Annotated in this window: 16 protein-coding genes; 10 read left to right on the top strand and 6 right to left on the bottom strand. The window is 28.3% G+C overall.

Going from position 1 to position 16,676, the window contains the following annotated elements:
* Nucleotides 1–5 precede the first annotated feature (5 nt).
* The 8 genes from Q8852_RS02865 to Q8852_RS02900 are packed head-to-tail and all read left to right on the top strand — an operon-like array spanning nt 6 to nt 9,153.
* The gene (locus Q8852_RS02865; protein ID WP_305937676.1) at nt 6–1,205 is read left to right on the top strand and encodes a hypothetical protein; all 1,200 of its coding nucleotides are present in this window, start codon (nt 6–8) and stop codon (nt 1,203–1,205) included.
* 4 nt (nt 1,206–1,209) lie between these two features.
* Nucleotides 1,210–3,288 carry a hypothetical protein gene (locus tag Q8852_RS02870; protein WP_305937677.1) on the top strand — a complete coding sequence of 693 codons (2,079 nt, stop codon included), beginning with the start codon at nt 1,210–1,212 and terminating at the stop codon, nt 3,286–3,288.
* A gap of 41 nt (nt 3,289–3,329) precedes the next feature.
* Complete coding sequence (locus Q8852_RS02875) at nt 3,330–3,827, top strand: hypothetical protein (RefSeq protein ID WP_305937678.1); 498 nt, start codon at nt 3,330–3,332, stop codon at nt 3,825–3,827.
* Between the two features lie 12 nt (nt 3,828–3,839).
* Nucleotides 3,840–4,808 carry a hypothetical protein gene (locus tag Q8852_RS02880; protein ID WP_305937679.1) on the top strand — a complete coding sequence of 323 codons (969 nt, stop codon included), beginning with the start codon at nt 3,840–3,842 and terminating at the stop codon, nt 4,806–4,808.
* Nucleotides 4,808–6,109, top strand: coding sequence for a hypothetical protein (locus Q8852_RS02885; protein WP_305937680.1), 1,302 nt, complete (start codon nt 4,808–4,810; stop codon nt 6,107–6,109). Before Q8852_RS02880 ends, Q8852_RS02885 begins: the two co-directional genes overlap by 1 nt.
* Complete coding sequence (locus tag Q8852_RS02890; protein WP_305937681.1) at nt 6,109–8,640, top strand: hypothetical protein; 2,532 nt, start codon at nt 6,109–6,111, stop codon at nt 8,638–8,640. Before Q8852_RS02885 ends, Q8852_RS02890 begins: the two co-directional genes overlap by 1 nt.
* Nucleotides 8,640–8,984, top strand: a complete 345-nt coding sequence (locus tag Q8852_RS02895) for a hypothetical protein (RefSeq protein ID WP_305937682.1) — start codon at nt 8,640–8,642, stop codon at nt 8,982–8,984. Before Q8852_RS02890 ends, Q8852_RS02895 begins: the two co-directional genes overlap by 1 nt.
* A 1-nt stretch (nt 8,985) precedes the next feature.
* A complete protein-coding gene (locus tag Q8852_RS02900; RefSeq protein WP_305937683.1) occupies nt 8,986–9,153 on the top strand; it encodes a hypothetical protein in 168 nt (55 codons plus the stop codon).
* 9 nt (nt 9,154–9,162) lie between these two features.
* Here the strand turns inward: Q8852_RS02900 and Q8852_RS02905 are convergent, their stop codons facing one another.
* From Q8852_RS02905 to Q8852_RS02930, 6 genes are all read right to left on the bottom strand, one after another.
* Nucleotides 9,163–9,648: a hypothetical protein gene (locus tag Q8852_RS02905; protein WP_305937684.1), complete on the bottom strand. Its 486-nt coding sequence runs from the start codon at nt 9,646–9,648 to the stop codon at nt 9,163–9,165.
* 1 nt (nt 9,649) lies between these two features.
* On the bottom strand, nt 9,650–10,060 hold the full coding sequence (locus Q8852_RS02910) for a hypothetical protein (protein WP_305937685.1): 411 nt from the start codon (nt 10,058–10,060) through the stop codon (nt 9,650–9,652).
* 9 nt (nt 10,061–10,069) lie between these two features.
* The gene (locus tag Q8852_RS02915) at nt 10,070–10,399 is read right to left on the bottom strand and encodes a hypothetical protein (RefSeq protein WP_305937686.1); all 330 of its coding nucleotides are present in this window, start codon (nt 10,397–10,399) and stop codon (nt 10,070–10,072) included.
* Nucleotides 10,399–10,596, bottom strand: a complete 198-nt coding sequence (locus Q8852_RS02920) for a hypothetical protein (protein WP_305937687.1) — start codon at nt 10,594–10,596, stop codon at nt 10,399–10,401. Before Q8852_RS02920 ends, Q8852_RS02915 begins: the two co-directional genes overlap by 1 nt.
* Nucleotide 10,597: 1 nt before the next feature.
* The gene (locus Q8852_RS02925) at nt 10,598–11,632 is read right to left on the bottom strand and encodes a tyrosine-type recombinase/integrase (protein ID WP_305937688.1); all 1,035 of its coding nucleotides are present in this window, start codon (nt 11,630–11,632) and stop codon (nt 10,598–10,600) included.
* Nucleotides 11,633–13,070: 1,438 nt separating this feature from the next.
* Complete coding sequence (locus Q8852_RS02930) at nt 13,071–15,203, bottom strand: hypothetical protein (RefSeq protein ID WP_305937689.1); 2,133 nt, start codon at nt 15,201–15,203, stop codon at nt 13,071–13,073.
* Between the two features lie 421 nt (nt 15,204–15,624).
* On the opposite strand from Q8852_RS02930, the gene Q8852_RS02935 reads away from it, so the two are divergent.
* A complete protein-coding gene (locus Q8852_RS02935; protein WP_305937690.1) occupies nt 15,625–15,885 on the top strand; it encodes a hypothetical protein in 261 nt (86 codons plus the stop codon).
* Nucleotides 15,886–15,911: 26 nt separating this feature from the next.
* Nucleotides 15,912–16,673 (top strand): IS1634 family transposase, encoded by a 762-nt coding sequence (locus tag Q8852_RS02940; protein WP_305937691.1) that lies wholly within the window; start codon nt 15,912–15,914, stop codon nt 16,671–16,673.
* Nucleotides 16,674–16,676: the final 3 nt, after the last annotated feature.

Here is a 16,676-nt window from a genome sequence, read left to right on the forward strand (position 1 = left end):
AAAAAATGGCTTTAAGCAACGACGATATTTTCAAGAATGGAACAATGCTTTTTGCTGGTAATGTTTTAAAAAAATCAATGGACCAGGATTTCAAAATCAATTCAAAAAGCTATTTTGAAAACCAAGGGGCAATTATGCAGCAATCTGAACTTGCTACCGAGCTTCCTGAAATCAAAGTTTCAAAGAATCAAAAAGAAGTTGATAACTTTTTAAAACAAAACGAGTTTCTTTCTATAATCCAAAAGTTAGAAAATTACTTATTTAAAAAGGGACTTTTTGCTTTAGGTGTTAGAAATGGTAAAAAAATCATTTTAGCAAAAGTTGTTGACTATGGTTTTAATGATGATAATGAATTGGAATATTTAAAAGTAAACGTTGGAGATATCCAAAACGATTCTGAAAGCTTTTCAATTTATGAAGAATATTCACTTAATAAAAACAAAGGTTATGTTAATCAAATAGCCGTTTCAAGAAACGGAGAAGAAAAACCACTCAAAGAAATTTTAGGAAAAGCATACAAGCAAAAAATCTTTGCTGGAGAATTTATACCATTTACAATTTTCAAAAACAACGCACAAGCAAAAGCGGAGGTTGATTTAATAGATCAACAATACTTTGATTTATTAGATGTTAAACTAAAGGCACTTTATTATGATACATTTACTTCTACTCCAACTCCATTAATTAATTGAGATATGGGAAACAATAAAGTGGAAGATATTAAATCCTCACTTTATTCGTTAGGTAAGCAAAGAATGATAGAAACTCACTCAATTGGAAGTTTCACGGATCAAATGGCCCGTCCGTTTGAAATTGTGCAAGGACAAAGCAATTCAATTACTTTAATCCAGTCAATTGAATCAATTTCTTATTGAATTAAGCAAGCCTTATTATTTAAAAAAGACTCTTCTGACGGTGGTGTTCATAACATGCACAGCACTGAAGCTCAACAGTTAAATTCAAGCTATAACCACAATATGGAAATGAAAGCAAACTTGAGAGAAATATATTATGAAAAATTTATTCGTGTCGTGCTTAAATGTCTTGGATTAGATTCACAACAAGAAATAGAAGTGATTGCACCAAGTTCTTCAAAATATCTTGATAAACAAGCTCGTGTGCTTTCAACTGATCAAAACGGTGTTCTATTAAATAATAATCTAGTGCAAAGCCAACCACAAGAGCAAACACCAGTGGAGGAATAATAAAATGGATTTTTTAAATGATTCAACAACATTATATGCTTATAAAATTCACAGTGATGACAAAATAACATTCACAAAAAATTCAATTAATGTTGTAGCATTAGACGAACCAAAAGAACTTGAGTGCGTTATTTTAAACAAAACTAAAATCAGCGGTATCAGTACCGATTCAGACACGTTTTCAAACCACTTATACAATTCCTTCTCTTTATCAATTCAAAGCGACTTTAGCAATGTTTTAAATGATTCAAATGCATTTTATTTCTTTACATTTGAACCAATTAAGGAAATTGATAATTTTAAAGATTTTTATATCCTAGAAAATAAAATAGATAATTTCCAAATTTTAGATGCACTTGAAAATTTAAATGAGATAACAATTACCCAGTTGGATTATTATAAAGAAATTCAATCAATGGATTTTGTTATTGCTGATAATTTTGAAACATATAAAAATAATTTAGAAAACCACCGTGGGGAATTAAATATTGAATTAAATAAAATGGCTCTTATAAACCATATAAGCTTATTAAATTCTAAAAATTCTTATATACCTGCACAAAATAATGGTGTGAAGCCTTTTCTCTTTTTTGTGAACCCGTTTAGAGTTAAAAATAACATATCAGCTTTAAATTTCTGAAGTTTTGAAAATTATAATTTTGGTTTATTTAATGAATATAATGGAACTCTCACAACTCTAGAAAATAATGAATTCGTGGAACATATTAAAAAACTTTATGGAATTACTAAAACCATAAAAAGTGGATACAAAAATATGACTGAAGAGCAAATCAAGACTTTTAAACAACAAAACGGTAATATTACGGATTTAAAAAGTTACAGCGATCAATACTTGAAAGAAATATTAGATGGATATATCTACAACGGTAAATTTGACAAATACCTCAAATTTAAGTCTTATATTTTATCTGCTTCAAATTACTTGATTTCTGATTATTGTTGGAAGGGTGGAAATAATAATGAGTATATGTTTTACACGCCTTTTTCACTTGATATTGATCCAAGTGGTGTCCATGTAAGTTCAAGACTTTACAAAAAAACTCGTTGAGTCTATGGAGAACCATATAAACCAGAATCAAAAGTAGATAGTGAATTTTTGAATGGAAATACATTCACACACTTCGGACACAATGTCCAATTGCCTCTTTTAAAAGAACAATTGGAGGAAATTGACTTTTCTCAAAATCCTGTTGATTTTAATAATAAAACTTATAATTTGAATTTCCCTGTGTATTGTTTTGAAAATAGAGAATATTTTGAAAGATTAATCCAATATTCTTCAAAATTACCACAGCCAAACTCAAAAAGAACTCAAGAAATTATTTTTCCAGTTTGACTCCAATTAACTTATGGAAGTGGACAAATCGGAAGAGTTGGGCCACAACTTTATGATGATGAACGAGAAAAGATTTTGTCAGCTTATAAACAACAAGGTGGAACAGCTTCGAGCTTTGGAAATATATTCCAACAGCATACACAAATAAATATTCCTATAAGTGCAAATTTTTCATATTTATATGCTAAAGCTGTTCAAGGACTTGAAAGAGTTAAAAAATTTGGAAATGTTCCAACTGATGCAAACTTGACAAAAATGGAACTTTTAACAAAAGAAGGATATGAATTTTGGAAAGATAATAATACTGATTACACTTCATTATTGAACAAAATTGGGATCAATGATGTTTTCAATCCATTAATTGATCAAAGAGCCTTATATGATTTTTATGGTATGCGGCACGAAGTGCTGGGGACTGCTACACGTGGTTATGCGATTTTTTTCGTGAAATACACTTATGAAGTTGGAGATAGTACCTTATTTACTTCATATTTTAATGAATTAAATAATTTAGTTTTTTATAACAAAGAACAACTTATTCAAAAATTAAATATAACAACAAATACAAATGATTATGTAAACATAAATATTTTAATTCCCGCAAATGAAAAACTCAAACAAATTGACATAGCAGGTTTTTGAATTGAATATTTAAATATTTACAAAATTATAGGAAAGAGAATCCAAATAAATAACAAACCATACACAAAGATAATTTTCTGATAGCGAAAGGACAAGGAACTGCAGCCTTATAAAGACGGGATATTATGAAACTTATTCAAAATTTAAGTCATAAACTTGGACTATCTGTTCAAGAATTAAACGAAAAACTTGGGCTAGATGAAAAAAGCACAAGACTGGAAACTCTTAATTCATTAGGAATTTATTCTCTATTTGATGAAAAAGAGGATCTAGAAAGATATATCAGCGAGAAGCTTTCTCACAAAGAAAAACAAATCGCTGAATTGACTCAAAAAACAGCTGATTTTGAATCAATTAAACAACAAGCGGAATTATTAAATCCAACACTTGAAAAGCTTCAATTTGTTGTTAATAATTCAGTTAAAAATCTAAATTTCAAAGGAAAAGTAGATCCAGCAAAGCTCAATTTTGAAGAATTAGATTTTAATAACTTGAACAGCTCAATCCTAAAGCAAGCGGAAGCTTTAGGATGAGAAGTCCAAGAAGTAGAACAAACCACCTCAAAGGACGAAACACCGCAATTCCGTTCAAGAACTTGAGGAGATGGAATAATAACAAATTAAAAGGATAAAAAAATGGCGAATTTAAATGCAGTTAATATTTTAAAACAACAACTTAACCTAGTTGAAGCAAAATCAACAGGAGACACACCAATCACACTTGAAAAAGTGACAGCACAAAACTTATTACAACACTTTTTTGAGAAGTCTTTATTCTCAAACATTTGTAAAAACAATTTAATTGTTTCAATTAACTCTCAAAAAGTTAGCGTTATGCTAAACCCTACAACGGTATTTCACAACCGTGGAGAATCTTTAGGAAGTGAAACACCTGATAAATTAAGACTTGGAAAACAAGTGGATATTCCTTGAAACCAAAGTTTTTATGCATCTGAAGGAATTACAGAACAAGAAAGACAACTTCTTCCAATTGACGTTTTAGCTTCTAAATTATCAAGATATTACAATGATTTCATTTTAGATCATGAAATGTCAGCGTTTAAAGCTTTAGAAAACAAAATTGTCAAAGATAAAAAAGTGACAGTTCTTAACTATACAGAAAAAGAACCACTGGAATTCAAAAAAGAATTAACAAAATTAGCTACACAATTAACACAGACAATTGACAAAGAACAAGGAATCAAATTTATCAATAGAGAAAAAATTGTTATCTTTGTTCATCCATTAGCATTTGACCATTTAGCAGATGCGGGATTAGTTGGAAATAGAGCAGCACAAACAATTGAAGGTGGACAATACTCTTATGGAGAATTAGGAGGGTATAAAGTATATTCAAACCCATATCTTCAAGACTTTGATGCAATTGTGACAACTGATTTCGTTGCAGTGCAAGCAGTTAATGCAATTAAAACATACATGGGACCAATCGACTTCGCTTCAGCTGATAAAGTTGTAAGAGCTGAATTTGCTGACTTGTATGGAGTATTATACGACGGACTTGCTTTAGGTATTTCAAAAACCGCACAAGCTACAACAAAAGAAGAAGATAAATTCATCACTGACCCAACTGCTAGAACAGAATAATGATATTAGCTTATAGAGAACCACAGGTAGTTTATAAGACAGCCGAACAACGACTTAAGGAGATACAAGAGAATAAACCCGCAAGTTGGTATGAAAAGCTGTTGAAACCTGTGGTTTCTTTCTTTACTGATGTAATTTTAGAATTTGCAATTGATGTTTTATCTGTAGTGATTCCAGTTGCTGCAATACCTATGCAAATAATTAAAATTGGAGCAAGGTTTGTCAAAAATGTAGTTGTGTCAGCAATTGCATATGGAAAAATAGTTTGAGAAGATATACTTATCTCCACAGCTTTAGAAACCGCTCTTTTTGGATTTGGTAAGGGGTTGAGATATATTAGCAAATTGGGAAACATAGGAAAAAAGACAGCTAAAAGCATTCAAATAACTAGACAATTAACTAGAAGTCTAAATAGATCATTGTCTCAAAATATCTTATATGCTTCAAAAAAGCTAATTAATAAAACCTTAAGCAATTCAAAAACAATTGCTTCTAGTAGCTTAAAAAAGTTTTTGAATCCTAGAAATGTAAACAAAGCAATAGAAGCTGGAAGACTTGTTTTTGCAAGTATTAGAAACCCTTTTAGATTAATAACTAAAACAATAACAAAATCCAGAAGTTTAGTCAAAAGACAATTGAAAGCAAAGGTTGCTAATACAATGTCTAAATACTACACTAAACAATTAGAGAAAACAGTAGCGAAACAACAAATCAATAAAAAACTAGCTAATAAATACATACGTGCAAATAGACTCGCAAATAAAGGTCAATTATATTTCAATAGCTCGTGAATTAGTGGAGTAAGGCTATATGATGAAAGATACTGGGATCAAAGCGAGTTTGTCACATTCTTTTTATATTTCAAAAGAGAAGCGACAAAATCATCTAAAAACAAAAAAGGAAAACGACCCCTACAATTTACAATGTTGTATGGAGAATTGCTCAATTTTCTAAATGCGCCCAGCAAAGGGAGCTACTATTTAGAAAATTGAGCGTGAGGATGACAAAACGGAAAAAGAATCAATATAAATGAAAATATGGAATTTTTAGGCAATGAAAAAATACTTGATAAATTGTTCAGGATTTCAAATTTCTACAATGGAGAAGAATCTATTGAGGAGTTATGACAAACACAACAATATAACAAGTATGTAAAATCACACCGTACCAATAAAAATCAATATTGAGCTTATAAGACTTATGAAGATGGTAATGCAAAATATAAATTCACTAAAGATTTATCTAAAGCAAAAAGTAAAGGTGCATACACAAGACAACCAAAAAGAATTAGGAGAAAATAATGGAAAAAAATAAAGAACTTTTATTTCTTGAATCTATTGGTTTAACTTTTGAAGAGTTTAAGAAAAGTCCATTCAATACTCAAAACCCTTTTAAAGTACCAAATAAGCTCAAAAAACTAATGAGTGAAGCAGATGATGCTGAAGCATTCCAAAGTGTCTTATTTAGCGTTTATAATGCCGCTAATGCATTAATTAATAACGTTATTAATATTCTTTTAATGAAATTAGAGTGAAATACTGAAAAATTTACTGAAACAGTGGGGAGAGATAGAGTTGAACTCCTTAAAAAATCGCTATTCCATGAAGTGAATTATAGATTTACTAATACAACTTTTCCTGAATTAGCAAATAGAAGTTCAATCTATGCTAATAATACTCAAATTTTAGGAAGTGGAAGAGATTTCTTTTTTGCTGAACAACAACTTAATCCAGTGTCTTATAAATTTTTAGAAGATGGAGAATGGAATCTTGTAGATGTTGAATTTGGAGCATCTATAGAAAAATTTATTCAATTACAAGAAAATTTGAGTTCCATAATAAGCCAAACAGTTTCAGAAATTGAAAAGACTTCCAAAAATCTTTTTAATGATTTAGAACATAAATCAAATAAATTAATTAATGACATGAACAGCGAAGCAAGTTCGCAAATTTGAAACTGAAGAAACAAAACAATGATAGCAATAGATGATATTGCCCACGATATCACAGGGAAAGCAATTTCAAATATTGAACTGTCAAGAGATAATGCACTGGGAATGCTAGAGACTAATTTCAAACGTATGAAAAACAATTCTGACGTTGATATTGAATACGTTCTTAATAAAGCGAAACAAAGTCTTAAAGAAGCAATTGAAGATGCTAAAAAAGATTTAGAAACAAAAATCGGAAATGTTCCAACTGTTTTAAATCAATTGGATGAAATTAAAACAAAAATAGAAAGTTTCGCAACTATTAAAAACACAATCTCAAAAACTCAACTTGATACAGCAATTCAAAATGTAGAAGGTAAAATTCCAACTGATACAATTTCAAAAACTCAACTTGATACAGCAATTCAAAATGTAGAAGGTAAAATTCCAACTGATACAATTTCAAAAGCTCAACTTGATACAGCAATTCAAAATGTAGAAGGTAAAATCCCAACTGATATAATTTCAAAAACTCAACTTGATACAGCAATTCAAAATGTAGAAGGTAAAATTCCAACTGATACAATTTCAAAAGCTCAACTTGATACAGCAATTCAAAATGTAGAAGGTAAAATCCCAACTGATATAATTTCAAAAACTCAACTAGATACAGCAATTCAAAATGTAGAAGGTAAAATTCCAACTGATACAATTTCAAAAACTCAACTTGATACAGCAATTCAAAATGTACGTTACAGTATTCCGACCGGTGTGGTTCGTGATTGAGAATTAGAGGGAGCTGTCAAAGAAAACCTCGATAAAGCAATCGGGCGACCTAGAAAAACGAATTTTGTTCTTGTGGGCGCTGATGAAGTTTCGAAAGTAATAAAAAATGAAGTAACTGATTACCAGTGAGAACACGTTTTTGACTCAGGAAGTCCTGATTTTAAATCGAAATATCATTATATTATGCTAGATAATTCCAGCCCTTATATTTCAACTCCTGATGCAAAAAACACGTCCTTAGTGTCTATAGAAAGTGCTTACGACGATCCGCTATTATTAGAAAAGTTTATTAGCTCATTAGATCTTGAGTTTTCTGATGGTGAAGATTTTTTAGGAAGTGATGAAGTTCTAGTTAAACTTTGGTATAAAAATACCGTTTCAATGTATCTTGCTGATAATGAAGCATTATTCAATAAAAAATTTAATATTAGAACTTTAGGAACAGTGACAATTGAAAAAGAACCAGAAAAAGACTTGGATGCTGTAAACAAAAAATATGTAGATGATTCAATTTCAACTGTTAAAAATTCAATCAATGAGTCAAAATCTAATGTTGAAACATGAAAACAAGAATACAATTCTGAAATCGCTAGGTTGAGACAAATTGTTTATGACATCCAAGAAGCTGATAAGAATTCAGGCGGTGGAAGAAAATCTTTTGAAATTGTTAAAAAATTCAAACATTTTTCATCTAAAGAAATCATGGATGATTTTTATCAAGCCGACAACATCACAATTGATTTCATGAAAATTTTAGACGAGGACGGAATCAATTTTGTTGAGAATGTTTCATCACTTGCTTTTCATTTTAGTTTTAAATCAGAAAAGACAGATTGAGGATTTCCATTAATTCAAGGAGAAGTTGAAATTCCTTTTCCTATGGATATGAAAGAAGCGGAAAAGACGTATGAAGAAAGTGGAGAAAATTCATTTCAAAAAATGTTCAATGTTATTAAAAAAACCGAGAAAAATGGTTTTGAGAATGCTATTTATCAAATTATGCTTGAACCTGTACAAACTGATACAGGCGCTCAAATGAAAGTTATGATTGATCCAATGAACAACGATCAAGAATTTTATAATTTAACCTTAACAATTAAAGGAACACTTAAATAATGGATGCAAAAGTAATTGAGATACTTGCAGGAACTTCCTCTGGTGGATTATTAATTGCATTGGTTTATATTGTTTATATATCAATAAAGAACTCTAAAGGCAAAAATATATCAGCAGAAAGCAAAAACAATATCAACATAAATTCGGAACACTCTGATGCGGTTAATATCCTAGTTAATAACCTTAAAGAATTGAATAATAAGGTGGACGACATTAAATCAAAAATAAATGAAATGGAAGCAAGTCAACAAGCTTATTCGACTGCTTTTAAAATTTACGTTGATAATAATGGAGTGGAAGAGAGTGTTAAGCAAGCAATTACCAGGATCATCGAAAGGAGATAAAATGCAAAAAATAAAATCATGGTTCAAAAACTTAATCCAAAAGTTTAAATGAATCAAAATCAATTCAATTGATGCTGTTATAACTGTATTGGAAAATGTACAACTCACAGCAGAAGAATTTGAACGACTTAAAAAAATAGTAAATAAAAATAAAGAGTCTAGCAATTAGACTCTTTTCTTATTTCACTATTCTTTTTAATTTTCATATATTATTCTTTTTGCATGCAATGTATGGTGTAGCGTTATCAATTACCGCTTTGTTGTATAGTGTTGTAGCATCATTTGCTGACATATCTTCAAATTTCGGCTTTACTTGAATGTAAATTTTATCCCCATGTTTATTTGTACCTTTTAGATCTATTTTATATTTCATATCTTCAAAAGTGTTTGACGGTTTTAAATTGTGTCCGTGCTTGTTTAATGTATCCATAAGTTGTTTTTCTTTTTTATAATTTACAAAACTCATGTACAACAATATTTGCTCGTAATCTTTTTCAAGTTCAGTTGGGATTTGTCTTTTTTTCATGAATTCGTAGAGATACATTCTAAAAGTGCTTTGGATTTTAATATAAAATTCGTGGTATGTATCTGGATTCACGTTTCAAAGACATTCTTTTATGTCAATACCTAATTCTCCAAAGTTTGGAAGCTTTAATTTATTCATATTATAAATCTCCTTTTTTAGGTGTTGTTGTAAAAAAAGTCAAATTGCATTCATCGCAAGTTTGATAAATTTCATTCCCTCGCTTGTATATGCTATTGAGTTTATTATCTAGATCATTATTATCTAAATAATATTCTCCAAGAGATACAAACATCCAAAATTCCATTTGGTGTAGTTGTGTATTTGGGTGTGGTATATTGAGACAATTTTTCATACTTGGAGACCAGTATCCTAAAAAAGACAATAACTCCATATAATAATCCAAAGAAACTTGAGAAGAGTGCTTCAATAATAAGTGAGTTAAATATCACTCTGTTGAGTTCTTTTCCTTATCATTCTTATAAAGTTCAAACCATTCTAAATAGTATTTGGGTGGCTTTTGAGCTTTTAAAGGTATTATTTTTTTATTCATATGCATTTCCTAGTCAAACAACATTTTGTAGCTGTAAATTGATTCTAGCGCCGCTAAAATGTTTTTATGTATAAATTTTTTAGTTTTGTTATAAGACACGTCAGGTTGTCTTAAAACTAATGAATTAAGAGTTTGTGAGATACCTTTAATTTGTCAATTTAGTTTTTCAGCTTTTCTTTTTGATAAATTGAAATCTATTGCAATTTGTTTTGCTACTCTTTCTCCGTCAAAAAACTTATATCTTTCTAATAATTGTTCGTCTATAAGTTTAGGAAGATAATTATTTTGAAAACTATCCGTGAAAATTTCTTTTTCTCTTTTGGTAATAATTGAAAACATTATTTCTCCTCTACTAGTGAAAATTTAACAGTGAAACGTAATTTTGAATCATTTATATGTATAGTATTGTTATAAATAATTTCTTCTTGGATATCTTTGAAATCTTGTGCATTTAATAATTTAGTTCTATCCACTAAATTATTAAATGCACTTAAGGAACTGTGAAATAATTCTTTGTCTAATGTTCTTTTGTACATACTAAAACCCCTCTTTTTCGGTTGGTTTTAACTCTTTGATTATTCTTTTGAGTCTTTCATTTTCGAGTTTTAAGGCTTCGTTTTTGAGTCTTATTGCTTCAAGTTCGTTGAGTTGCATTTTTTCGTTAATGATTGCGGAGTCTTTAAAATCACGCAGTGCATTAACTTCTTTTTTTAACTCTTCAATACTCTTTTGCTTTAGTCTTTTCTCGTCGCTTGCTCTTTCTACATAGCGAACAAGAGTCTCTTCACTTGGAAGAATGTATGAATTAATTAATGTCGTGGTGTCTTTGTGCCCTGTTGATTTTTGGATTGAAACAATATCATAACCCGCTTCATGTTGGTTTGTGATTCAAGTTCTTCTAAATGTATGAAATGTAATATCTGCTTTTTTTCATTCTGGAAATTCATCTTTTAATTGCTTGAATAGTTTTTTCATTTCATAAGTCAAAACATTTAAATTTGAGAATGTCTTTGGATTATTTTTAATTACATTATTATATTCTTCTCACTCGGTAGGTTTAAGGATGTAGGCTCTAGCATTATTCTTTTTAAATGCAGCCATAATTGTGTAGTGTAGTCCGTCTCCTCTTTGTTTGAATTCTTTTGGTTGAGATAATACCGCCATAGCTTCAGCGATACGGCATCCGTTGTTTAATAGAAAAGTAGCAAGGGTTGCAATTCCTTTTGAGTTATCGTAGGTTTTAAGATAATGTTTAATTCTTTCAACTTCTACAGTGTTTCAAATGAAACGGGCTTTTTGTGGTATTTTGATTTTAGGAAATTCATATTCTAATAAATCAACTCTTTTGAGTTTTTTTGCTATATAAGTAATATATTTTTTTAAGATTGTGATTCTTGTTCTTGTTGTTCTGGGCTCTAGAGTTTTCTCTCACATTTTTATAACTTTCTCAATTTGCTCAATTGAGATTTCGTCTCCAAATGTTTTAATAACTTGAGCGACGTGCGCTCTTGTTCCTTGGTTTGAAAATTTTTCTAAATAAATTTCTTTAAGTTGTTCAATATTTTGTTGCATATATTTCTCCTTTAGGAGACCACAACTTTTTTGTGAATTTGTTTGGTATCTCGTAATTTTATATATAATAATTACAGAGATGCACAACAGGGTTCTACATATGGTTGTGTGTCTCTCTTTTATTTTATTAAAGTCAAACGAGAAAATTAAAAAGGGATCAGCAAAGTGCTAACCCCTATTTTTTTATTATAAAATGAAAAGATTACTTTTTACTATTTTAAGAAAACAATCAATGTTGGTTGGTAATAGTAATCATTATCAGTTTAAACAAGGGGTTCTACTTCTTGTTTGACTAATAATAGTATATCACTATTTTGCAAGGAATATAAAAATATTTTTTCAGAAAATTAATAATACGCCCATAAAGAATGAAGTTATTTTAGTTAAATGCAAAGTTCTAAAGTTGGTGGAGGTTGGTGCTGCCTCCACTAATATTCTAGCACATTAAATTTATATATTTAGAATAAATATATAAATTTAATGGTATAATTATTATGAATAACAAAGTTATTCCATTATTTATTAAACTAAATCCAATCGTACAAATAAATATAGACAATTAACAAGTAGAAAATTTTTGCAATTTGTGTAATATCTTGCCGTCGTGTCGGTGAGATATTTTTTTATTTTGGTTTTTAGCAAGGTATGTTATTATTGTATTAATATACTTAAATACATTTATATATTAAACAATATAAATGTATTTAAGTATTAGTATATAAATAAACTTATATCCATGAAAGATATAAGTTTATTTATATACATTATAAGAATGTTGAAAAGTTAAGGTTTTGTAGAATTTTAATTTTGAAGTTTTGAAAAGTAATATAATAATAGTAGCTAAAAGCGTTTTATGTTCAACTATGAATAAGGTTCATAAATACTTAACCTTTAAACAAATAGTAATTAGAACACCCTTGTTTTAGTCCTTCGTCGCTGGTTGCTGACGACAAACCAGTCTCCTCAGTCCTAAAACTTCGGGTGTTATGTTGTTGCTAATTGCTTTTTGTGTTAAATATTTCTAATTATTTACAGTTGAACATTTGGTGTTTTTAAATCCATTGATTTTCCAAGATATATATATATATATGGAAATCAACAACATTGTTCCACATTTTGACAAATGGGACTAAAAAATAGGGATAAAAAACAAATTTTTTTATTAGAAAAAATCAATTTTTATGCATAAATTAAAAAATTTTTTTCAAAAAATGAAAATAAATGAGCTTTTTTGCTCAATTTCAGCATTTTTTTACTATGAAAATTTTAAAAATTTTTACCATTGTTTCTTGCTCATAGACTTATAGAAAACACTATTGCTACAAAAATTTTAAAATTTGTATTTTTGAGCAATAAATCCATCTTAATAAAATGCTAAATTTGTATATTAAAATCCACAAAAAGTATCAAAAAACCAACTGCTTACAGTTGGATAAAATTAATGTTTTTTAGCTTTAAAACACATCATGATAATTGCAGAAATAAATGTAAGAATTGAAACAATTGTTAGATAGATTCATCAAATAATATTTGTGGTATTTTTTAAATCAGGAATATTTTTCAGCAATGCACTTTTTACCACTTCATCAAGATCTAAGTTTTTAAAATATCAAGTTAAATTACTAATTTCATTTGCTGATAATTTATCATTAATTAATCTAAAATAATCTTTTGAATCTAGTGCTAATTTTAAATTATTATAAGTTTCAGTATCAATTCCATCACTGATTAATTTATTAAGTGATACTGTTGTTTGAATTTGATTTTTAGCTTCAATTCCTTCTACTAAAGCAATTAGATCGTTTCCGTCTTTAATTAAATTAATTAATCTTTCTTCTTGAGATTTTTTAAGTTGTTGTAAAGAAGCAGCAGTTATATTTTGCATTTTAGCTAAATTTGCATTTTGAATTCCTTGTTGTAAAGCTGATTTTTTAGCAAGATAATTATCTTCAAATACACTAGCATCTTTATAAGTATTTAAAGCTGTTTCTAAGTTTAAAACACTATTAATTGTTTCAAACATATCAATGTAATCTTGAGGTTGTGAAATAACTTCATTTTCTTGTTTAATTACATTCTCTTGAATGATTTTAATATCATTTTGTGCTTTAGTTTTATCTTCTCCATGAGCAAAAGAAGTTAAATTATTTACTATATCTCCTAAAGCATTATTTAAGTTTGAAGCACTTTGTAGCATACTACTTGCGTCCGCTGCATTTGGTGCAGTTAATATATTATTTTGTAGCACTTCTTTTTCTTTGTTAGTTAAATTAGTAGTTGCATTTATAAAATTGCTTTGACCATCTAAACTTGATTTCAAACTTTGAAGTAATTGATTAATAACTGATTGATTAATTGTATTATTTTTATTTTCAAGAATGTTCTGTGTTGTATTTATAGCTGTAGAAAATTTATCTTTAGCACTTGCAGAAGCACATAAATAATCAATTGTAGTTAGTTTTTCTTTAGCTTTAGGTAAGAAATATTTCATTTCTCCCATTGAAGAATTTAAAGCAGTTATTGCACTTTTATATTCCTTGTAATTAAGTGCCCTAGCACTACGTATGGTATCTTCTAAAATTCCATTTTTATTCCCTCAACCAGTTGGACCATAAATGATTTCTTCTTTTTGAGATGGTGTTAAATTAGGTGCTTTTGCTTCAGTAAGTAAGTTTGCTAAATCTCGTTCATAATTACCAACATAAATTGTTGCCCCTAACCCAACTCAAGCTTCTTTTAAATCTCTAGTTAAATTAATGTAGAAAGCGTTTTGTACTGAAGGATTGTCAGCTACATAGTTTTGAATTTTATTAACCATATTTTTAATTGATTGTTTACGAGTTGGAAATCCACATTTGTACTCAAAATCATTATTTGTAATTGCTTTTTTGACTCTTTCTAATTCAACTTTAAATATTCCAATATTTTTATTGAGAGATTTTAATTCCTCAACGTTTTCTTCAAACCCTTTAGAGTTATACCAACTTAACAAAATATGTCTTTGAGCAAGTTCAGTTCTTCTTTCATTAGCAACAATTAAAGGAAATTGTTCGGCAAAATTAAGCAAAATATCTTGAGACTGGATTAATGATTTTAATCTTGCACTAACTTGTGTATTTAATGTAGTTAATTTAGTAATAAAGTTACCTGCATCAGCAAATTTTAATACACCTATATTATCAATCATATTTTGAGCTTGAACTTGTTTTTCTAATGTTATTTGATACACTTCAGATTCTTTTACCATTTCATTAGTAATTTGGTTAAATTCAGTAGGAATATCTGGGCTAGTCGTTAAAATAATTTGCTCTATTAATGGTGAAATTGTTGTAGCTATTTGATTAACTTCTGCTTGGCTTGTAGCTGTGTTTAAATATGCAATTAAAGCTTCTTTGTATTGGTTTGGTATATTAGCAACATTAATTGAGTCTAAAAGTGGTTTTTTAGCTTGTTCTAAAGGATCGCTATTATTATTTTCATTATTTTGGGCTGATATTACACTAAGTGGAATTACTAAAGCATTAAGACTAGAGCCTAGTATTAAAGATTTTTTAAATAATTTTTTATTCATGATGTCTCCTGATTTTAAATTTTTTTGCAATCTATTTTCATTATATAACTTTAATTAGCCTATAACATAGGGCTAAAACAAATTATCAGCAAAAAGTTTTTAAATTTTTTTCATTAAAAAATAATAAAACTATAGTTTTTTTAATGAAAAATCCATTTTATCTAAGCATCTATTGAATATGAAAATTTACTCTTATATTTTTTTATTTTCTTCTAGTTTATTAATTCATTATTTTGCAAATATTTAGTATTCAGGAAAATACTTCCAGCATTACCTGAGTTTCGGAGTTTTAGTTCAAAAAATCTGTAAAAATTCAAATTAATTAAGATTCATATATCTACGATATATGGATTTTTAATTTACTTCTAAAAAAGTCCTTTTATTTACTTGTATTACTTGTATAAAATGGTATAATATAGACATGAAAAATAAGTTTATAGTTATCAAACACAAAAGAAAAGATCACACATATATTTCTATTGCAACATCAAATGGTTATGGAAAAGGATATGGTAACCAAGTTGGTATTGGTAGATTAGAAAAATTAGAAGAGCTATCATCAGATCCGATAAATGTAATAAAAAATGTTTGTGAAACATTATCAATTACTGATTCAAAAGAAAAAATCAAGCAAAGTATTATGTTTGCATTAAATTCTTCAAAACAGAAGTTTACAATGTAAACTATGGGATAAATATCCTTTATGATTTGATTAATAAATTTGAAATATTTGATGCACTCCCAAAAACAAGACATAAAGAGCTTAATAAAATTCTAAAATACACAATTGCAAGCAGAATAATTGATGCAAATAGTTATATTTCAATACATAAAAATAAGTATAAATATGAAGATGCTCCAAACACTAGCAAAGATAGTTATTATGCCTTATTAAATCTTATCTATGATAATAAAGAAAACTTATTAAAAAGAATTAACGAAAAAGTTATTAAAAATACATCAAGAAAAGTTGAACTAGTTTTCTATGATTCAACAACTATGTATTTTGAAAGTTTTTCACGTTTAGGTCTTAGACATAGTGGTTATTCAAAAGATGGAAAATTTAAAGAAGACCAAGTTGTTGTCGGTATGGCTACAGATGAAAATGGTATTCCCATTCATATCGAAACCTTTAAAGGAAATACTGCAGATTCTAAAACTTTCATTCCTTTTGTATTAGAAATGAGCAAAATTTATGAAATAAAAAATGTAACAATAATTGCTGATAAAGGTATGTCTACATCAAGTAACATAAGATTTTTAGAACAAAAAGGGATAAATTACATAATTTCTTATCGTTTAAAATCGGGTGCAAAATCATTTAAAGATTTTGTTTTAGATGAAAGTAACTATGTAGGTAATGAAAACTTTAAACACAAAGAAGAAACAATTGTTTCTCTATACAATAAAAAACGTCCTAATGGAAAATTAAGACGTAGAATAGTTACATTTAGCAAAAAAGAGCTTTAAAAG

This window comes from Mycoplasma seminis, from assembly GCF_030718845.1.
Taxonomy (GTDB): Bacteria; Bacillota_I; Bacilli_A; order Mycoplasmatales; family Metamycoplasmataceae; genus Mycoplasmopsis; species Mycoplasmopsis seminis.